Genomic DNA, 19,490 nt, shown 5'->3' with positions numbered 1-19,490 from the left:
TACTTGTGCAAGTCGATCACGCTAAAATTCGTCTATGTAATCATGGCAACTTCGGATTGTCGTTACATTTGGTTTCTCTAAAAAACAGCAAGCATAATACCATGCCAATAACTCACAGCGAGATGTATATTGTGCGTTGCAATAAACAAGAAATAAGATATTGAATTTCAATTAACTGGATTTACTCGCCGATATGAGGGGATAATATGCGCATAGTAATGGTTGGATCGGGTTATGTGGGCCTTGTTTCTGGCGCTTGCTTTGCAGATTTCGGACATGACGTCATCTGTGTCGATAAGGCGGCGGAAAAGATCGAAGCTCTGAACAACGGCGCCATTCCAATCTTTGAGCCGGGTCTCGATGCGCTGGTTGCCACGAATGTGGAGGCAGGCCGCCTCTCCTTTACTACTGAGCTCGACTCTGCCGTTGCCGATGCGGATGTAGTCTTCATCGCCGTCGGTACGCCGTCACGTCGCGGTGATGGTCACGCCGACCTCGGTTATGTCTATGCAGCAGCCCGCGAGATCGCTCTGTCGATTAAAGGCTTCACGGTAATCGTGACCAAGTCGACCGTTCCTGTGGGTACGGGTGACGAGGTCGAGCGCATCGTTCGCGAGGCAAACCCAAGCGCAGATTTCGCTGTGGTGTCCAATCCTGAATTCCTTCGCGAAGGTGCCGCAATCGACGACTTCAAGCGTCCCGATCGTATCGTCGTTGGCCATTCCGATGAGCGCGCCAAGGCGGTCATGACCGAAGTTTACCGTCCGCTTTACCTCAACCAGTCTCCGTTGCTGTTCACTTCGCGTCGTACGTCCGAATTGATCAAGTATGCAGCGAACGGTTTCCTTGCGATGAAAATCACCTTCATCAACGAAATCGCCGATCTATGTGAAAAGGTGGGCGCCGATGTTCAGGATGTGTCGCGCGGTATTGGACTGGATGGTCGTATCGGCTCGAAGTTCCTCCACGCCGGTCCCGGTTACGGCGGCTCCTGCTTCCCCAAGGACACTCTGGCACTGGCGAAGACCGCTCAGGACTATGAAGCGCCCGTGCGACTGATCGAAACAACGATTGCGATCAACGACAACCGAAAGCGCGCCATGGGCCGCAAGGTTATTGCAGCCGTCGGTGGCGATGTGCGGGGCAAGAAGGTTGCGGTACTCGGTCTTACCTTCAAGCCAAATACCGACGACATGCGTGACAGCCCGGCAATTGCTGTTGTCCAGACCTTGAAGGATGCTGGCGCTATCGTTTCTGGCTACGATCCCGAGGGCATGGAAAATGCCAAGCCTATGCTAGATATCGAATTTGCCCAGGGCCCGTACCAGGCGGCTGAAGGCGCAGATGTCGTCGTTCTGGTAACGGAATGGAACCAGTTCCGCGCATTGGATCTCGACCGCTTGAAGTCGCTGATGAAGAGCCCGGTTTTGGTCGATCTGCGAAATGTCTACCGTGCAGCCGAAGTCGAGGCGCACGGCTTTACCTATTCCGGCGTAGGCAAGGGCGCGTAATCACGGCAAAGCAGGGGGTGGAGAGCCCATCCCCTGTATTTCGACATATCGATGCCCGATGGAATTTTGCTCCAACGCCCATGATGGGCTGAAAGAACAATCTCCAAAATGAAGCGTCTGTACCAGTCATTCTTGGTTTTGTTTGGAAGTGTTACGATAGCGGCGACGGCGCAGAATTTCGACAGCCAAAAACACCCCTTAAAGATTGTCGCATTTGGCACCTCCCTAACCGCGCGAGGCGGCTGGCAAGGTCCTCTGGCTGAAAAGCTTTCCGCCTGTCTCGGCTGGTCTGCTACGGTCGAAATGGTTGCCAAAAGTGGTGCGCCATCGTCCTGGGGACTTGAGCATACCTCAGAGGTGATCCGTCTGAAGCCGGACGTGGTTCTTGTCGAATTTTACGCCAACGATGCTGCTCTCAATCGCTTCACCTCCGTTTCAACGAGCGGCGATACGATCGGCGCCATTTTCTCTTCACTTCGGCGCGGTCTGCCAGATGCGAGGATCATCATGCAGATCATGAACCCTGTATCGGGAATGGCCGGAATGGCCCGTCCCTATTTCAGCCTCTACATCGACGCCCATATCCGGCAGGCGAAGGCAAATGGTGTCGAGATCATAGATCATCGAAGCCGATGGATGTCGCTGTCTCAGAATGAGCTGGCGAAAGCGATACCGGACGGCCTTCATCCCTCACCCAAAGCCGCGACGTCCATCATGGTCGGGCCGCTCGCTGAGAAAATTGGCGGAGTAAACTGCTCGTCATAAGATGTCGTGCTGGCAAGACTTGAGCTGACTTGCTTGGGACAGTCTGCAAAAACAAGAAGGAAGCGTGTCACCACATTATCTCCGTTGTCCCTAAATTCTTTGTTGTTACATAAAATGATGATAGAGATTGACGTAATTGGTGCGTAACAGGTGGAAGATGACGACCAGACGCAAGTTGCTTCTTGGCATTTCAGGTTTCGTCTCTGCCGGCATAGTCCTGCGCAGCACGAGCCCGGCCATTGCAGCAGCGGATCGTTTAAAGCTTTCCGAAGAGGCGTGGCGGCAACGTCTCGATCCGGATGTTTTTGATGTGATGCGCAACAAGGCCACGGAAAGTCCCGGGTCGAGTGCTCTCCTTTCGGAGGTCGGCAACGGCGTATTCGCCTGCGCTGCATGCGACGCGCCATTATTTCCATCTCACCGTAAATTCGACGCAGGGTCTGGTTGGCCAACGTTCCTCGCTGCTGTTCCGGGTGCGGTGACAGAAGCAAGCATTGGTTCCCAACGGGAAGTAAGCTGCTCTCGCTGCGACGGTCATCTGGGTTATGTCTTCAGTGATGGACCCAAGCCAGCCGGTCTTCGTTACTGCATCAACGGTATTGCAATGAGGTTTTCTGCAGGAGTCAGAATGTCGTCCGAGGTATGACGGCCTTCATGACTTTACGCTGGAATTGTTATATCGCTTTTTCAATTACGTTATTCCCATCGTGCTCATCTGGCCTTCTAAGGATAGTTCGCAATGAAGATTCAAGTTCGCAAGCTGCTGGTCGCGTTCGCTTTCACCAGTCTGGCAGGCACAGTCGTGGCGTCGGCCGCCGATCTGGTGACCTCGCACCCCCATTACCGCGAATTGCCGCGTAAATCTTATGCTTATCAGCCGGCACCCCGTACGGCCTATTATGTTCGGGAGTGTTCGGTTCTCGTCGTCAGCGGACGCGATGGCAGCAGGTATACCGATATCTGCCATCCCGTGGTCAATATGTCGCCATTGTCTCCGGTCGTACCCGGTTCCGGACACTATGAAGGCGGAACTATCGTTTCGTTTCGTGCGCAGTAGAGCACGGCTTCAAATCTCCCGCTAGCTTTTCTGCTGCAAGACCACGCAGTGGGCTCCACCACGAGCCGTTCTGATCAAGCTCCTGTTCTCGAAGGCTTCTGCCATGAATGACATACTGAAGAAGCGCGTGCGTGGAGATGTGGTCGCGCACCAGTCCATTAAGGGGCCGTTCACTCAAGGGTTGCGCTATCAAGACTTTTCAGATGTCGAAATAATAGATGTGTCTCTGTCGGACGCGCCGGACGCCGAACAGGGGTTTCGGTTCCACGGTGCTCGCCATCCGCCGTCTTTGAAGGTTGAAAACCAGCTTTTCAACCTGATCATGCGTGGATGCACAGTGGAACGCGTCGGCGGAGATGGGATTTATGCAACCGGGGTCAATGGTGCATTGATCGAGAATTGCAAGGTTGTGGTGAGCAGTGGAAAAGTCGCCGATGGTTGTCAATTCGCCTATCAGAATGATGATCGTTTCATCAGTCGCGATGTCTGGCTGAGAGGAAATATTTTCACTTACGCGACGGACACGGAATCAGCCAAGGGCGCTCTGGTGTGCGCCGAGACCGAAAATTACAAAGCTGAATACTGCCTGTTGGAAGGGCATAACTTCGCCTACTCATCGATCGGCAATAATGCCATGACCCGTAGCTGCCTCATGCGGACCGGCGAGATGAACAACTATTCTTTCGGCTATGGCGTCGGCAGTTTTTCTCATCTTCATGACCATCATCTATATGATTGCTTCATTGAAAATGCCCGCCGAGCTGTTGCGATCACCGGCTTCAAGGATAAGGATATGGTGCTTGACGGCATCACGGGCGCTCAGCGCGGAGGTATGGTCATCCATGACAATATTCTGTCTGGCTGCGATATTGGCTTTTTCGCAGATCGGCCTTGGTCGGGGTCGGTTTATCGAAACATTTTCATGAAGTGCAAAGAGCCTGTCGTCATTCGAGCGTTCGGCACCCAGGTGGTGACTTCCAATGCAAGGCGTGGTCAGGTGATGGGGCCGATCTACACCAATGACGGTTCGTTTCTCTGCACGGAGGTTCCTGAGATCAAGCGGTCCGAGAACGGCGTTCTGAGCGTCACCGGGGGGCGCTGGAGCTCGCAACCGGAGCAAGTGAGCTACATCTGGCGTGAAAGCGGTATCGATCTCATGGTTCCGCAAACGCCGACCTTCAAGCCGGACAAGGCAGGAGAATATTCCTGCGTCGTTCTCGCCCGCGCCGGGTCGAACTGGATGCTTGCGGTTGCTGAAGCATCCTGGCCGAAAGATGGCTTCATTCCGAGATCCTGGAAAGACGGCAATCTGACATGGGGCAATCGCTATCACATCATTCATTGATCTTTAGCGGTTCCGGCCAGACCCGGATCGCGATTTTTCAGCGTCGCTCACGCGCCTCGGTTGCCTGTCTCACCACATAAATCGCTGTGAGGTGTTGCTCGACATGCGTTAAGCAGCCCGATCAGGATGCATCTTGCTTGGTCCGGCTCCTGTCATGGACGTATCCGAGAGAAACCAGCATATCGTCTATTTCCACCTCGCTTATGGTGGTGTGATTGTTTCCGCCCGCTCTGCGCCAGAGCCGCTCCCTGATCAACGCCTTTTCCGTGGCAGAGAGTTCTTCGTTCAGGTCTGCGGTCAGATGCTGCAGCTTTTTCTGCCGCCAAAGAAGAACAACGATGAGCATCAGCTGCACTGTGACGATCGCGCTCGCTGCGAGAAGCAGCTCATCTTTGCTCAACTGAAGCATTTGCGCGATGCCGTCACCCCAAGTGTCTGCGACGCTTTGGGTAAATTTTGTCCACGCAACATGCAGGAATTCTAAAGTATCCACAGGGCACCTTGCTGGCTTAACCGGGCGATATTCACTTCACTCGGTGTACTCTTTAATAGAGATAAATGTCATTAATAGTTAACGTCAAATCAACAATTGACATATTAAATTCTTTTGCAAAAAGAAGTTCATTACCTTTATAAAGCAAGGAATTATCGTCTTCGTAGCATTGCGCGGGCAGGTAGCCTGGGGTGAATTCTCCGGTTCAACTTGGAGATGGCGAAAATTGACGCATGCTATCATGGTTAATGCCCGAAAGTTAATCTATACGCGCCACACTGTTGCCAGACTACAACAAGCTTTCATCTGCCGAGAGATATAAGCATTGGATAGAAAATAGTTGGGTGGATTTTTTTACCGATTTGAGCGATTGGTGCAGAAGTAGACGGGGACGGATGTAGTGAGAGCCGAAAAAAGACAGATAATAGCTTTGGCGTTATCGATGATCGCCTTGAGCGGTTGCACGAGTACTCCTCAGTCGGGGCCCGGGTATAGAGCGGTTGAATCCAGTGCTGCAGTCACCGTTTCTGCTGCCAATAAAACCGTCGGTATCGATTACGCGCTGGTCGATATCAACAAGGCAGTCCTTGCCTACGCCAGCGAAACGCGGGCGCTCGCGAGTTTTGGCAGCTTTGGCGCGGCAAGCAATGTCATTCCCAATATTTCGCTGGGTGTGGGCGATGTTGTGCAAGTGTCCATTTTTGAATCGCAGCCGGGTGGATTGTTTATTCCTGCAGATGCGGGAAGCCGACCGGGCAACTTCGTAACACTACCGTCGCAGACCATTGGTCGGAACGGGTACATCAGTGTTCCCTACGCCGGCCTTGTGCGGGCCGCAGGACGTCAAACGATCGATCTGCAGCGGGATATCGAAAAAACGTTGGCCAATCGTGCGATCGAGCCACAGGTTCTCATCAACAAGGTCTCTTCCAGATCGGCCCGTGTGGCTGTGTTGGGAGACGTGAAGGCGCCGGCAAAGGTCGAGTTGAGCGAAGGCGGGGATCGCATCCTCGACGTCATTTCCCAAGCTGGCGGTCTGAATGCGCCAGGTTCGGAAACCTACGTCACGCTGCAGCGCAAGGGACGCTCTGCAACGGTGCTTTATGAGCGCCTCGTCAATACCCCAAGCGAGAACGTATTCGTCGCGCCCGACGATACGATCATCGTCGATCGGGAGCGTCGGACCTATTTGGCCTTCGGCGCATCCGGCCTGAACGGTCGCTTCGATTTCGAAGAAACCGACCTGACGCTCGGCGAGGCGCTTGGCAAGGCGGGCGGACTACTCGACTCCCGTGCAAACCCGGCACAGGTGCTGCTGTATCGCGTCGTGCCGAAACAGTTCCTGCAACGCTTGAGCGTCAACGTCGACAAATTCCCGTCCGACATGGTGCCGGTTGTGTTCCGTGCGAACCTGCGTGACCCTTCCGCATTCTTCGCGGTTCAGAAATTCCCGATGCAGGACAAGGATGTGATCTACGTCTCGAACTCGGATTCTGTCGAGATCATCAAGTTCCTCAACTTGCTTAACTCCGTAACGTCAACCGTGTCAGGTGTGGCGGGTGATGCTGCATCCACGAAGACAAGTGTTCAGCGTCTGAACTAATTTCAGTTCAGACTGCCTTGAGACAAAACGACTTTTGCAGGCTGCCGCGTTGCGGCCTCCTGCTCCACGCACCACAAGAGGTCAGCAGTTGCTCCACAATCGTAATTTATCGAACGATTTTCGTGAGGAAAGTGGCGAGAAAAGCGCGTTGAGCGACGTTCTCGACATTGACGCGCTGATCAGTGCTGCACGTCGCCAATGGCACGTGGTCGTGCTTTGCGGCGCGATCGCAAGTGTGCTTGGACTGATCTTCGTCTTCACCGCGACCCCGTATTACACATCGACAGTCAATGTCCTGATCGATCGAAACAACAGTCAGGTCGTGGAGCAGATGTCGACCATCGGCACTGTTCCGGATGACGAGACCTCCATTCTGAGCCAGGTCGAGCTGCTGCAATCCGACACGATCGCCCTTGCAGTGGTCGACAAGTTGAACCTGACGAACGACCCAGACTTTAATCGCTCCGGTTTTTCACTGGTTGCGACCATTCGCCAGACGCTGCGTGCGATCGGCTCGTTGTTTTCCAGTGATGGCGCTTCTGACGCTCAAAGCACGGATGCCGCACGGCTTGCAGCTGCCGCCCAGCTTAAGGCCAACCTGAATGTCTCGCGCGTGGGCAAAACCTACGTGTTGGAGATCGATTATCAATCGCCTTCTGCCGAACTTGCGGCCAAGATTGCAAACGCTATCGGTGACGCCTACCTCGTCGACAAGTTGAGCTCGAAATACGACGCGACCCGCCGGGCGAGCGATTGGCTTCAGGACCGCATTGCGGAACTGCGGCAAGACTCTCTGAACGCGGATCTTGCAGTTCAAAAGTTTAGAGCTGCCCATGGTCTCGTTTCGGTCGGCGATCAGCTTGTTACCGATCAGCAATTGGGAGAATTGAATACCGCTCTTCTGACGGCGGAATCCGATACCGCTAAGGCCCGCGCCCGGCTTGATCGCATTCAAGAGATCATTGCTAGCGGCCAAACAGATGCGATCGTGACCGACGTTCTGGGCAATTCCATTTCCACCGATCTGCGCAAGAAATATCTCGATGCCTCCAAGGTTGAGGCTGACATTTCAAGTCGTCTCGGGCCCGATCACGTCCAGGCTGTCCGGCTACGGCGCGAGATGAACGAATATAAGCGCCTTATGTTCGAAGAGTTGAACCGTATCGCGCAGAGCTATCGAAGCGATCTCGATGTTGCCACGGCACGCGAGAAGTCGCTGCGTGACAGCCTCGCACAGGCGACCGCGGTTAGCGCATCCGCTAGTGAAAATCAGGTCCAATTGCGAGAGCTTCAGCGCACTTCGGAAAGCTACAAAAATCAGTACCAGCTATTCCTTCAGCGCTATCAGGAAGCCATTCAGCAGCAGACATTTCCTGTGACCGAAGCTCGCGTTATCACGCAAGCAACAGTCAGCATCGCTCCAAGCTATCCGAGAAAGCCGCTGTTTCTGGCGCTCTTTGGCTTAGCGGGCGTGATGGTAGGTTGCGGACTCGGCGCGTTCAGAGAATTCCGGGACAGGTTCTTCCGCACCGGTGACCAGGTTCGCGACGTTCTCGGCGTTGAATTCATCGGAATTGCACCCGCGATCGATCCAACCAAATCGACTATGCGCGGAGGGCCTGCTGCTGTGGGTGGTGCGGTCGTTAATTACGTCGTCAACAATCCATTGTCGGCTTTCGCGGAAACAATGCGAAGTGGCAAGATTGCCGCCGACATGGCCTTTGTCGGCAAGCAATGCAAAATAATCGGGGTAACGTCTGCCATCCCCGGCGAAGGCAAATCGACAATCTCCATCAACTTCGCCAAATTGTTGGCGAGCCAAGGCGCGCGCACCATTCTGATCGATGCGGACCTTCGCAATCCCGGCGCTACCCGGGCGATGAATGTCACTGCTCAGGGTGGCCTGCTCGAGGTTCTGCTCAACGGCGAAGACCCGCGCAGTGTCATGCAGCATGACCCGGCCACCCAGCTTTCCTTCCTGCCGGCAATCATTCGCCACCGCGTACCGCATTCCTCCGAACTCTTGTCTTCCAATGCTATGGCCAATCTTCTGAATGTGCTCGGTGCCGAGGCAGACTACATCGTCATCGACTTGCCACCAGTAGGGCCGGTTGTCGATGCGCGCGCAATCGCCAGCCGCATAGACGGCTTCCTGTTTGTGGTCGAATGGGGGAAAACTGCGCGGCAAGTGGTTCGCCAAGTCATGACCAAAGAGGCACGCCTTTACGACAAGTGCTTGGGCGTTGTGTTGAACAAGGTCGACCAGGAAAAGATGAAACTGTACCGCATGTATGGCTCCAGCGAATATTACTCTGCCACTTACGCGCGCTACTATAAAGAAGGAAACGAGGCGTAGCCTTTGGCTGGCTTTAGCGTCCGTCGGAGGCTCAAGCGGAAGATTCAGGCGAGTTCTTCCGCATGACTTGGCGTGTCGGATCTAGTTCCTAAAAGCATTTCGGCCGAAGTGCCATTGCTTCGGCGCCTGCAACACGACGATATAGAGCCTCGGAAGTGATCCTGCGATCGCAGGAAATACGCTGCCTAGTGGAACTGATCGTGGCGAGGACGGCGAGCTTACGTCGATCTTCATGACGGATTTGCTTTGTGTTTTACACCGGTCTTTTCTCGACGGAGGAAGATCGAGATGGCATGCGGGCTCCATCATACGCTGTCAATTTGGGTGAAGTAAGGAAGGTACGTTCCTTCTGTTGCACCTTTCCTACATCATCGATGCAAATTCCTTGATGCCTCTATGGCGCGATCTGCGCGCTTTATCGCCTCGCCGACTGGCGTCTTTCGCTCAAGACTGCGCAGCGATCTTGCAAGAATTACACCCGCTGAGAAACAACTAGAACGTTAGCAACGAGTCAGTAAGATCGCTGCAGATTTGAGATGTGTTTGCAATTCTTTGGAATTTTTCCCGAATTCCATCCCGCGCCAAGCGTTTGAGGCAACTACCGCTCAGTTCCAGCCGGCATCTTTATTGAGTTAAACTGTAGGCAATTTCGGATCGGGCTCAAGGTGGCCCGGATGAGGATTGGTGGGAAACCACGTTTCAAGTCTGCGAAGGAAACTCGAATTAAAGTATTCCTATACTGGTAGCCCAAAATTAGTCACGGTCAATTAAGTAGAAAAAATGTACATTATATTTAAGTAAATAATAATATGATAAAAAGAGTACCGTAAAGATCAAAAATTTCACTTAAAACCATACATAAGTGTGCGTTTCTGCCTAATTTAGTAGCCTGGACTGGTGATATCCGGAACCTATGCGTGAGTTAACTATTTGTTAATTATGATAGTGACGTAAATGCGTTTTACCGCTATTGTACATTAACATTATTTAATCTGGGCTTGTGGGTTATGAATTCAATCACCGGACATGCAAACGAGAAATTCGTTGTAGGTACATTGAATAGCGCTGCAGCGCAGTCGATGGACTTAACTGACGCCTCCGCTTTACCCTTCGCTGCGCAGTCTATATCCAAGCGGACATTTGATTTTGCTTTCTCGCTCTTTGTTCTAATTCTGCTCTTTCCTGTTTTCCTCATGATTGCGATTGCAATCAAATTGGATAGTCGCGGGCCGGTATTCTTTAAGCAAACCCGATGGGGCTTTGGGCAGAAGCCGATCCAGGTCTTGAAGTTCAGGTCGATGGCAACGGATAAATGCGACGTCACGGGTGTTGCTCAGACCGTGGTAGGGGATGCTCGCATAACGCGTATCGGCGCATTCTTGCGCAAGAGCAGCTTGGATGAGCTGCCTCAGTTCATCAATGTGCTGCGCGGCGACATGTCGGTGGTTGGGCCACGGTGCCACGCTATAGGCATGCTGGCCGCTGGTCGCCCCTATGAAGACCTCGTGCCGAACTATCATGATCGTCACAATGTCCGCCCCGGCATTACTGGTCTTGCGCAGATCCGCGGTTGGCGCGGCCCGACGACAGATCCGGTTCATGCGCGCGCTCGTGTTCTATGCGACCTTTATTATATCCAGAACTACAACTTGTGGCTCGATCTCAGAATCATCCTTGCAACAATCAAGAACGAAATGACGGGCGGCACCGGTTTGTAAGTCGTGGCGATCTGTCAAGACGTTACGTGGCTGGGGCAAACTTGGTAAGCGCTACCGCACATTTTTTGTCCCAGGTGCTCGCACAGAGTGGCACTTCTCTGCTTTGGATAACCCGCAAGGTTGCCTGGTGAGTGTCACAGCACACTGTATGTCCACGTGCGAGTAAGTCGGGATCGGAATGGAACGCGGCGTCTCAATGATCTTGATTGGGTTGCGCCGATGCCGCGTTTGCTTCAGGAGGCACTTTCCCCAGCACCCTCAATGTCCAGCCATATTTCAGGCGAATTGATCTGGTTTCGGGGCGCTCCTTGACTTCGCGTCCTCCTCGCAAGGAAATCGCCAAGCTTTGGCCCGTATGAGTGAGATAACCATCGTCCAGAAACGGTTCTTCAATCTGATAGAGGCTAGTGTGTCCAAATGGCCTTTAGTCTCTTGAGAAAAGTTTTTGTCAAAGATCCGATCCACGCCGTACGGCGACCACGGCGTCGGATAAATCTTGCCGATCATCCTTCGCTCTATCCAATTTATGCAATCGGAGACGTCCACGGTTGCCTCGACCAGCTGATTGATGCCGAAGCGCGCATACTGCAGGATCTCGGAAGCAGCGGAAATAAGGGACTGGTTATTCTGCTCGGCGACTATGTCGATCGCGGCTCCAATTCTGCGGGGGTGCTGGCGCATCTTCGGCAACCGTGTGACCCCAGAGTGAAGCGCATCGCTCTTTGTGGAAACCACGATGACACGCTCTCATCGCTTCTGGACCATCCGGACAAACTGGACGCTTGGATCGCCGCAGGCGGGCGCGCAACGCTGATGTCCTATGGTCTGGATATTGACTACCTAACATCGAGATCCAGATCCAGCCTACCGAATGCGCGGCTTGCGGATCTGATCTCGGAAGCGATCCCTGAAGACGACTTTCTCTTCCTGAAAGCTCTCCCCGTAAGCGTCCAGATCGGTCGTCATCTCTTTGTCCATGCCGGTGTCCGACCGGGCGTGGAGATGGATTTGCAGAGCGACGAGGACATGATGTGGATCCGCGAGCCCTTCATCAGCAGCGGGCCGGGATTGGACATTGTGGTGGTGCACGGCCACACGGCAAGCCGCCAGCCATCGATGGGCCCAAATCGGATCGGAATCGACACGAAGGCCTATGCAACGGGCGTATTGACTGTCCTCAAGATCGATGGAAGCTCCACGGCGATATTGTAGGAAGAGGATCTTATACCTTACGATAGCGAGCGTATATCCGCTCGATGATGACATACGATGAAGTGTGTCGCCCGCTGCGTTCGCCGGCAGTTCAGGCAATTAGCAATATCGACCATAGAGCCGCTAACATATGTTCACCTTGAACTGAGTTAAGTTAGACCGCAACCCGCCGGCGCGCTTGGTCAATCGCTCACAGAGAAACGTATGTTTTCAACGCCTTGGTGGAGATCGATTCCGCGATCAAACTCGATGCCAGCCACGAATCTGCCCGCCCTAACTCGAAATATAAGTGGGAACGCAGAAACTCATAGATCGAATTTAGGAATGTCAGCGCCGACCATTTTAGTGCGATTAAGAGACCTCATTGAGGAGCAGGCGATGCCTCGTATCTATGTGATGATGTTAGGAGTGCTCATAGGTTGGACACTTCTGGTCGGTTTAGGCTGGGTCTTATGGCAACTGGTTGGTCGCATCTGGTAGAAGTGCTACCAGATGCTTAAGGTGACCGGTTCCAGAATGCGTGCAGTTACAGAACTCGGGAGTTGAAAATTCTGTTCGGCGCGCTCCGTTTCCAGCAGCGACAAACCTTGAGCGAACTTCAAAGCCGCCCGGCTATCATCCCCGCCACAAGCTTTGATCCCACATCAGTGAAATGGCCATAATCCGACTGAACCGGCACGCCATTGATGGCGTCTATGCAGTTGTTGTTTGGGCATACTGTTTTGTATAGTGAAATGTACTCAACCTTGTTCTTGTCCGCGAATGCTCGCATTGTTTCGTCAAGCTCGTTTCGCTGCTCAATTCTGTAGTCGGAGAGCTTTGCGGCGCTCCCCCATGCAATACGGGCAAGGATTAATGGTGCGCTTTGCGAATATTCTACAGTCGGGCCGAGAACCACAATTTTGCTGATTCCGCGTCCTCGCAGTTCCTCAATAGTCTTCTGCAGGCCTGGGAGATCGTCCTGTTGCCACCGCGCGCTAAAGACGACCGTATCAACTGTTTGCGGAGTAATGAAATCGCCCAGAACGCTCGTCATGAGGTTGACGCAGCGGCGCTCACCTTCAGTTTCGATTGTCGGCTTGCATCCTGATGCGGTGGCCTGCATGAGATCGATGTCGTCACGTGCGCTCTGGAGCGCGCCCCAAAGATGAGCCGCCTGGCTATCGCCTATCAGGAGATATCTTGGCTTTCCGTCCGGCTTAGCGGCGAGGCAAATGTCTCGCTTGAAAGCATTGGAGCCACCCGGAGTTCCGGATGTGATAAAGCACTGATCCTTACGATACTGCTGCTCGGCTTCAGGGGTCTTGTCGTATTCATTAAAAGCTGCAAGTCGCATGACTTCGGGAGGATAGTCATTGATCTTGTTTGAGAACTTTTGGAGTAGGACTCCCACCCCGATAAGGACCGCCAACGACACCGCTGCGCTGCCAAGAACCCGAAAATTTCCGATCCGTGCGGGCGTCCTGCGCAACGGCGTTTCGACAATGTGGTAGCTTGCAAAGGCCAGCAGAAGTGAAACAAGAGCGATGAGTAGGCCCGGCAGAAACGTAATTTCCGGCGCATAGAGCAGTCGATAAAATACGATCAGCGGCCAATGCCAGAGATAGAGGGAATAGGAAATCTTGCCGATAAATACGGGTGTCGGGCGAGATAGCCAACGACCAGCAATCCCGTTTCGCCCAGCTATGATAATGCAGCAGGCTCCAACAGTTGGCAGGATCGCGGCCGGTCCCGGGAATGGCACGCTCTCTGTCAACATGAACAGCGACGCTAACAAAAACATAACGCCGACAACTGAGACAGCGTCTGCCGCTTTGCCGGTGAACTTCTGATGCAACCCGTAGAGGGCGATGATCGATCCAAGACCCATTTCCCAGTAACGTGTGGGAAGCAGATAGAATGTGGCTTTCTGAGAGATAAATATCAAAGCGACGCTGAGTATGAACGATATCAATACTGACGCCACAAATATGATTTTGACGTGCGGGCGAAAAAATCGATAGCAGATGTAGAACAGTATCGGGACTACAATATAGAATTGCTCCTCAACAGCCAGAGACCATGTATGGAGGAGCGGGTTGAATTTTGCTTCCGGGTTGAAGTAGTTTATCTCCTTGAAGAAAAATATGTTTGAGGAAAAAAGAGCTGTCCATAGGACAGATTTTCCGTAATCCTTAATTTCTTCCGGTAGAAAGACGAGTGATGCCGCTGTAGTGACCGCCAATAACACGACCATAAGCGGCGGGAGGATGCGTAGAGCGCGTCTTCTATAGAAATTCACGATACTGAAGTTATTGTCCTGCATTCCCCTGTTGATAATGTCGGTGATCAAATACCCCGAGATCACGAAGAAAATATCGACCCCTGTGAATCCCCCGGTAATATAAGGGGAGCCAAGATGGAATACCAATACAGATAAAACGGCTACCGATCTGAGACCATCAATCTCCGGCTTATAAATCATATAAAACACCTCTAGTCTAAATATTGGTATCAGAAACCAAGGCAGCTGCTCAGATTGACGTCAAATTTGATTTTTCTCGCAGCGTTTTCATTGTCAAAGGCAACATGGCGACGATCAATGCCCATGCATCAATGGGCGCCATGAAGCGACCGGCCTCGGTAAAAGCGCCCATCATGACCAATGTAATAACAATGATCTCCACCGCCTGGGCGCGCCGGAGGCCGCTATCTGATACAACTTTGATGAATTTTGTGGCGAGCCGTATTAGGATGAATCCTACGAAACATGTCGCACCAACAATGCCTATATTGAGTGCCAACTCTAGATAACTGTTATGGACAGAGCGAACTGTCCATGTTGCGTTAACGTAGGTCGCAATCACATCGGGATCGCGGAACATTGCGAAGCCGTAACCCAGAAGGGGTCTCTCGCCAATCAAGGGCAGCAATTGTTCCCATATTCCGGAGCGGCCAGAGAGTGTCACATCCTTGTCGAAAGCAGCCGCGATAGCCTCGGCGATAAACATGTACACCGTTGAGAGCGCCGCTAGAGTGAAGAGCGTCATCACAAAAATGCTCAACCTCGCAAGGGGAGCCTTGATATTCTGGATATGCCTAAGAAAAAACACGCCACCGTAGCCGATCATGGCTAGCACAACGGCTGTCGATGATCGGGCGAGTAGAATGAGGGCAATACTGCAGACAACTGCAAACATGCCAATGATGCTTCTGTAGCGAAGGTCAAATCCCATCTTCCAAAAATTCAGGACGAAAATCAATCCGATTGCTGTTGTCTGCCCCAAGCCGTTTTTGTGGTAATGCATGCCTTTTACCATTCCCGCATAGGATCCACGCATCACCGCGTATTGCGGAAAGAGAACTGTATAAGCAACATTTGCGAGGGCCAGGATGACAAAGAAAGCCGCTAGCGTTTCCATTGTCTTCAAGGTGCCAAATTTTAGCCTATAGGACAGGGTTCCAGCTGTAATAAGTCCAGCTGCGAGGAGCCCTCGTATGGATCCTGCAGGGTCGATGGATACTAATACCGAGAGCAAGCAGCAGGCGGTGGTCAGAAAAACGAGAACCGGCATGCGCAAAAAAGCCGCCGCCACGTTTCGCAAATCCATGAAGACGTAGAGGCCGATTAAGGGAACGAGGCTGTACAGTAAAACCTTCATCGGGAGCGTGCCTTGGCCGCTCGATTCATCGAAATCTGCCGGATAGCCGTACCAGACACCCGTGGATCGCCACAGGCAGATGAAAAAGATCACCGTCAACAATAAGTTCACGCGTTTCTCGTGCAGGCGGGCATTTGAGCGGCGGAAAAGTGCGTCGCGGTTATTGTGAAGCGGCGTGGGACCGGCAGTATTTCCGGCCGTCCGGAATGCGTGTTCCATGACTGTGGCTCCCTGCTTTCTACTTCACCGTGCCCTTGGCATCCGGTCGATACTCCTCGTAAGCATGCCCCAACAATCCCGAGACTGTTCCAGCACCTCGCAACAAATGCGTAAGAGCCCGCATGCCGAGGCGCGGCGAGACAGCCAATGCAGGCAGCATGGTGGCGCCCAGTCCGACACGGGCCGCACCATAGGCAAAGCGAAAGGCAGCGCTCTTGCGGTTTCCGTAAAGCCTCTCGGCTACGGCAAAAGTATTCCCAAGCCGGTACTGGCGTTGGAGGACCCATTTCCAGTTCATTCGGCTCGCTGGCACTATGTCGTACACGAGAGCAGCATCGGCCCAGAATATCCGAACACCTTTGCGCACAGCCTGGTTGAAAAACACGAAATCTGTCCCGCCGGTGTATCGCATTCGTTCTTCGAAGCGCAGTCCAAGCCGAATGAATAAGGGATAATCGAACATGACATTGTTCGACGCGGCGTAATTGATCTGTTCTCGGTCTTGTCTGCGTTTGCGCTCGAAGACACCGGCACGGATGAAGTAATCGGCTGCGTGGTCGGGATAGACGGGTTCGACCGGACCATAGACGCAATCTGCCGACGTTGCTTCCCGCACACTAAGCATAGCGTCAAGCCAATGATCTACGGGCCATTCATCATCGTCTAGAAAGCAAAAAAGGTCGGTGCCATCCGGTGCTTCGTCCAGCGCGCGGTTCCTGGCAAAGGGGATGCCCTGCTGCTTTTCGACGCAATATTTCAGTCGAGGCCTACCGCCCGTTTCATCTGAAACATACGTACCATTTGTTATGAAAGGCTCAATGGTGTTCCAGCCGCTGCCAGCCGCGTCGTTGTCGACGACCAAAACCGTCAAAGCATAGGGACGCGCGGGATTTTGGTGCTGCCGCGTCAACACGTCCAACAGCTTCGAGATGCCTTCGGGCCGCCTGTAAGTAAGGACTGCTACGACGATCTTAACAGGCCGATGCGGGTTGGTGATGTCTCTCATGGAGACTTCGTTTTCATGGCTCATCGGATCTTCCCTGCAAGACGCTTCATCGCCACCTGGGCAGCAAAATGGAGAAGGGGAAATCGACCATCCTCAGCGCAGCGGCGTGTTTGGGCAATCAGCGCTGAGCCACGGTAATCGCTTTTGGCAAGCCCGCCTGCAGCAAGCTTCTGTCCCATCGCTCTCATGCCCTCATAACGACGGGCCAAAGAAATACCGGTCGCGACCATGATCTTTGAACGCAGTTGCTGTGCCTTGTCACTGTTCGTGTACCTGTTCGCGCCGTGAATACGCTGAAAGGTCAGTGGCGTCTCAACGATCAATCCTTTTCCCAGATAGGCGGCGGCAAATTTCAGGTAATTGTCGCTTAAGACCACATCGTTTGCTGTCGGCATCGGCAGGATATCCGACAGTATTCTGCGATGAAACGTCAGGCCGGAGGTTGGAACAGGCAGGCTTGGAAAGCCACCCTGACGCAGGCTTGCGCGTTTATCGACCTCAGAAGTCGAAATCGTCGCATCTACCGTCGCGCCCTCTTCTGTGGTGACATGATCGAACACCCAGTCGGCATTGTGGCTCCGGTAGAGGCTAGCGATTATCGATAACTTACCAGGCAAAAAAGCGTCATCAGCATCCAGAAGGCAAAGAATTTGGCCACTGGAAGCAGCGAAGCCGGCATTGAAAGAGGATGCCTGCCCCCCGTTTTCTTTCAGCACTGGCACGATCCGCGTGCCATAGGATGCGATGATGTCATGGGAATCGTCTGTCGAACCATCATCAACGACAATGATTTCGAAATCGGCATAGTCCTGTGCAAGCACGCTGTCGATGCAGGCAGGGAGGAAGCGAGCATAATTGTAGTTGTTGATCAGAACCGAGATTTTCATACGGCAATCCTTGTCCGCCAATGATGGAAAGGCGGGAGCGAACACACTATCGAAACACAACAGACGCACTTCAGCGAGACCGCAGGGAATGACACACTAAAGAAACCCAGTGCGTTGCATGTTTTCTCATGTCGACTGCCGATAATTTGAAAAACCGCGGTCATGGAAGCATCCGCATAAACCTGGCAGCTTTCATCACGGACGCCGATTTTTGAAGCCCGAGCACGAGCATGATCTCGCCGATCTCTCGGCGCGCGACGAGCAGTACAAACGCAGCGTTGAGTAGAGCACAAACAACAAAATTCAAGATTGGATTTAGCGTTAACCCGAAAGAGCCATAGACCAAATCAAGAAGCCAAAGACTTAAGAGAAGGAGTATACTTACAATTAGTGGCTTTTCCAAGGTCTTGGCGATATCTTTGAAAGTCAAGCCAATCGGCTTCATTATCGTGTAGTAAGCAATGGGCCAGAGGAGGATGACCGCGATAACACGAGATCCAGCTATAGCTTCGATACCCCAAGGGGCCACGATCACCATTAGAATGATACTGATTCCAACATCCATCAACGTAAACAGCGTGCTCCGTCTGAGAGCGCCTTGTGCTGATGTGGCGGGTCCTAACAGGATAAAGGTAATACGAAGCCCGGATGCGATGAGCAAAATGACAAAAGCTGGCACTGCTCCATCCCATTTGGTGCCAAACATTATGTGAAAAATGTCCGCCGAGAAATAGGCGACTCCCACATAGAGAGGTAGCAAGATTGTTTGAAGTGCTTCCATGAACTTCAAGAGCACCGATTTGAACTTCTCGGGAGTGTGAACCAATCGGCTGAGTGTTGGGAATAGCACTCTCATAATCGGTTGGACAGGTAGTTGGTTGACAAGATCTACTATACGATATGCCGCTCGGAAGAGCGCGACTGCGACCGGGGCAGCGAGCAGACCTATGACCAATTCGGTGGCCCTTGGCTGAAGTCGGTATAATATATTGATAGATGTTATGCCGCCACCGTAGTGTGCGATTTCCTTTGCTGCAGAAAGTGAAAAGCGCATAGGCGGCACAAGGCGCGCTGCCCAAATGGAGAGGCCCGCACCAACCGAGAAAATCACTAGACGTTGAAAGATCATCGCCCATACTCCGTATCCTAAAAACGCGAGTAGGATAGCGGTAACGGCACCGGCAAAACTGCCAATAACCTGACGGCGAGCGATGGCCGCAAAGGCCATTTTGCGAGCAAGAAGAGCTTCTCCGATCGCGCCGGCCGCCGCTATCGGAAATGCTAGTGTCATCGTTTGTAAGAGCGGAACGGTATCTGTAAGATCGAAAACGGCTCCAAAGGTAGGCGCGAGGAGATATAGCGTCCCGGCGATGACGATCGAGAGACCCATGTTCAACCAGAAACCCGTTCCCACAAGAGTTTCATTCATTTCAGGCGCACGGATTAGCGCTTCGCTCGTTCCTGACCGGACGAACGTGATGAAAATGTCGATGAGAGCAACGGACAGAATGACGGTTCCGAAGTCCGCGGGGCCGAGAATTCGAGCGATCAATACGAATGCGACAAGGGAACTTAGTTGTTCGCCAAATACGGCGATGAGGTTCCAACCAATGCCGCTTACGACGCTTTTTCCCTGACCGGCAGGCTGGGGTGGGACTTTCGCGCTGTCGGTCATTG

Annotated in this window: 16 protein-coding genes; 9 read left to right on the top strand and 7 right to left on the bottom strand. The window is 52.8% G+C overall.

What is annotated here, in order from left to right:
* Window positions 1-206: 206 nt before the first annotated feature.
* The 5 genes from QZ869_RS06895 (at window position 207) to QZ869_RS06875 (ending at window position 4,678) form a co-directional block, all read left to right on the top strand.
* Window positions 207-1,511, top strand: a complete 1,305-nt coding sequence (locus QZ869_RS06895) for a UDP-glucose/GDP-mannose dehydrogenase family protein (protein WP_296085205.1) — start codon at window positions 207-209, stop codon at window positions 1,509-1,511.
* Window positions 1,512-1,619: 108 nt separating this feature from the next.
* Entirely contained in the window at window positions 1,620-2,276 is a 657-nt protein-coding gene (locus tag QZ869_RS06890) for an SGNH/GDSL hydrolase family protein (RefSeq protein ID WP_296103498.1), read from the top strand.
* Window positions 2,277-2,433: 157 nt separating this feature from the next.
* Complete coding sequence (gene msrB, locus QZ869_RS06885; protein ID WP_296099629.1) at window positions 2,434-2,922, top strand: peptide-methionine (R)-S-oxide reductase MsrB; 489 nt, start codon at window positions 2,434-2,436, stop codon at window positions 2,920-2,922.
* Window positions 2,923-3,015: 93 nt separating this feature from the next.
* Window positions 3,016-3,333, top strand: a complete 318-nt coding sequence (locus QZ869_RS06880; protein WP_296103495.1) for a hypothetical protein — start codon at window positions 3,016-3,018, stop codon at window positions 3,331-3,333.
* A gap of 103 nt (window positions 3,334-3,436) precedes the next feature.
* Window positions 3,437-4,678, top strand: a complete 1,242-nt coding sequence (locus QZ869_RS06875) for a right-handed parallel beta-helix repeat-containing protein (protein ID WP_296103493.1) — start codon at window positions 3,437-3,439, stop codon at window positions 4,676-4,678.
* A gap of 121 nt (window positions 4,679-4,799) precedes the next feature.
* Here the strand turns inward: QZ869_RS06875 and QZ869_RS06870 are convergent, their stop codons facing one another.
* Window positions 4,800-5,087 (bottom strand): hypothetical protein, encoded by a 288-nt coding sequence (locus QZ869_RS06870; RefSeq protein WP_296103491.1) that lies wholly within the window; start codon window positions 5,085-5,087, stop codon window positions 4,800-4,802.
* 526 nt (window positions 5,088-5,613) lie between these two features.
* Between QZ869_RS06870 and QZ869_RS06865 the strand changes: the two genes are divergently transcribed.
* The 3 genes from QZ869_RS06865 (at window position 5,614) to QZ869_RS06855 (ending at window position 10,848) form a co-directional block, all read left to right on the top strand.
* Complete coding sequence (locus QZ869_RS06865; protein ID WP_296085196.1) at window positions 5,614-6,774, top strand: polysaccharide biosynthesis/export family protein; 1,161 nt, start codon at window positions 5,614-5,616, stop codon at window positions 6,772-6,774.
* Between the two features lie 148 nt (window positions 6,775-6,922).
* Window positions 6,923-9,130: a polysaccharide biosynthesis tyrosine autokinase gene (locus QZ869_RS06860; protein WP_296103488.1), complete on the top strand. Its 2,208-nt coding sequence runs from the start codon at window positions 6,923-6,925 to the stop codon at window positions 9,128-9,130.
* Window positions 9,131-10,209: 1,079 nt separating this feature from the next.
* Entirely contained in the window at window positions 10,210-10,848 is a 639-nt protein-coding gene (locus tag QZ869_RS06855) for a sugar transferase (protein ID WP_296103645.1), read from the top strand.
* A gap of 276 nt (window positions 10,849-11,124) precedes the next feature.
* Here QZ869_RS06855 and QZ869_RS06850 read toward each other — a convergent pair whose 3' ends face one another.
* On the bottom strand, window positions 11,125-11,529 hold the full coding sequence (locus tag QZ869_RS06850) for a hypothetical protein (RefSeq protein ID WP_296103649.1): 405 nt from the start codon (window positions 11,527-11,529) through the stop codon (window positions 11,125-11,127).
* Here QZ869_RS06850 and QZ869_RS06845 point away from each other — a divergent pair.
* Entirely contained in the window at window positions 11,410-12,060 is a 651-nt protein-coding gene (locus QZ869_RS06845) for a metallophosphoesterase (protein WP_296103643.1), read from the top strand. The two genes, QZ869_RS06850 and QZ869_RS06845, sit on opposite strands and share 120 nt — an antisense overlap.
* Window positions 12,061-12,658: 598 nt before the next feature.
* Here the strand turns inward: QZ869_RS06845 and QZ869_RS06840 are convergent.
* The 5 genes from QZ869_RS06840 to QZ869_RS06820 all read right to left on the bottom strand — a co-directional run bounded on the left by QZ869_RS06840 (window position 12,659) and on the right by QZ869_RS06820 (window position 19,488).
* Window positions 12,659-14,524 carry an acyltransferase family protein gene (locus QZ869_RS06840; protein ID WP_296103485.1) on the bottom strand — a complete coding sequence of 622 codons (1,866 nt, stop codon included), beginning with the start codon at window positions 14,522-14,524 and terminating at the stop codon, window positions 12,659-12,661.
* A 49-nt stretch (window positions 14,525-14,573) separates the two neighbouring features.
* A complete protein-coding gene (locus QZ869_RS06835) occupies window positions 14,574-15,920 on the bottom strand; it encodes an O-antigen ligase family protein (protein ID WP_296103481.1) in 1,347 nt (448 codons plus the stop codon).
* 19 nt (window positions 15,921-15,939) lie between these two features.
* Entirely contained in the window at window positions 15,940-16,950 is a 1,011-nt protein-coding gene (locus QZ869_RS06830) for a glycosyltransferase (protein WP_296103478.1), read from the bottom strand.
* Window positions 16,947-17,813 (bottom strand): glycosyltransferase, encoded by an 867-nt coding sequence (locus QZ869_RS06825; RefSeq protein ID WP_296103475.1) that lies wholly within the window; start codon window positions 17,811-17,813, stop codon window positions 16,947-16,949. Before QZ869_RS06825 ends, QZ869_RS06830 begins: the two co-directional genes overlap by 4 nt.
* Before the next feature lie 160 nt (window positions 17,814-17,973).
* Entirely contained in the window at window positions 17,974-19,488 is a 1,515-nt protein-coding gene (locus QZ869_RS06820; RefSeq protein WP_296103471.1) for a lipopolysaccharide biosynthesis protein, read from the bottom strand.
* Between the last annotated feature and the right edge of the window lie 2 nt (window positions 19,489-19,490).

It is taken from the genome of uncultured Agrobacterium sp. (genome assembly GCF_913777885.1).
Taxonomy (GTDB): domain Bacteria; phylum Pseudomonadota; class Alphaproteobacteria; order Rhizobiales; family Rhizobiaceae; genus Agrobacterium.
This window is presented reverse-complemented; position numbering and strand designations above follow the sequence as displayed.

Bases quoted from the DNA above. Each gene is read 5' to 3' on its own strand.
- msrB (WP_296099629.1), top strand. From the start codon at position 2,434: ATGACGACCAGACGCAAGTTGCTTCTTGGCATTTCAGGTTTCGTCTCT.
- QZ869_RS06835 (WP_296103481.1), bottom strand. From the start codon at position 15,920: ATGGAACACGCATTCCGGACGGCCGGAAATACTGCCGGTCCCACGCCG.
- QZ869_RS06850 (WP_296103649.1), bottom strand. From the start codon at position 11,529: ATGCGCCAGCACCCCCGCAGAATTGGAGCCGCGATCGACATAGTCGCC.
- QZ869_RS06895 (WP_296085205.1), top strand. From the start codon at position 207: ATGCGCATAGTAATGGTTGGATCGGGTTATGTGGGCCTTGTTTCTGGC.
- QZ869_RS06825 (WP_296103475.1), bottom strand. From the start codon at position 17,813: ATGAAAATCTCGGTTCTGATCAACAACTACAATTATGCTCGCTTCCTC.
- QZ869_RS06890 (WP_296103498.1), top strand. From the start codon at position 1,620: ATGAAGCGTCTGTACCAGTCATTCTTGGTTTTGTTTGGAAGTGTTACG.
- QZ869_RS06855 (WP_296103645.1), top strand. From the start codon at position 10,210: ATGGACTTAACTGACGCCTCCGCTTTACCCTTCGCTGCGCAGTCTATA.
- QZ869_RS06830 (WP_296103478.1), bottom strand. From the start codon at position 16,950: ATGAGCCATGAAAACGAAGTCTCCATGAGAGACATCACCAACCCGCAT.
- QZ869_RS06880 (WP_296103495.1), top strand. From the start codon at position 3,016: ATGAAGATTCAAGTTCGCAAGCTGCTGGTCGCGTTCGCTTTCACCAGT.
- QZ869_RS06875 (WP_296103493.1), top strand. From the start codon at position 3,437: ATGAATGACATACTGAAGAAGCGCGTGCGTGGAGATGTGGTCGCGCAC.
- QZ869_RS06840 (WP_296103485.1), bottom strand. From the start codon at position 14,524: ATGATTTATAAGCCGGAGATTGATGGTCTCAGATCGGTAGCCGTTTTA.
- QZ869_RS06870 (WP_296103491.1), bottom strand. From the start codon at position 5,087: ATGCTTCAGTTGAGCAAAGATGAGCTGCTTCTCGCAGCGAGCGCGATC.
- QZ869_RS06865 (WP_296085196.1), top strand. From the start codon at position 5,614: ATGATCGCCTTGAGCGGTTGCACGAGTACTCCTCAGTCGGGGCCCGGG.
- QZ869_RS06820 (WP_296103471.1), bottom strand. From the start codon at position 19,488: ATGACCGACAGCGCGAAAGTCCCACCCCAGCCTGCCGGTCAGGGAAAA.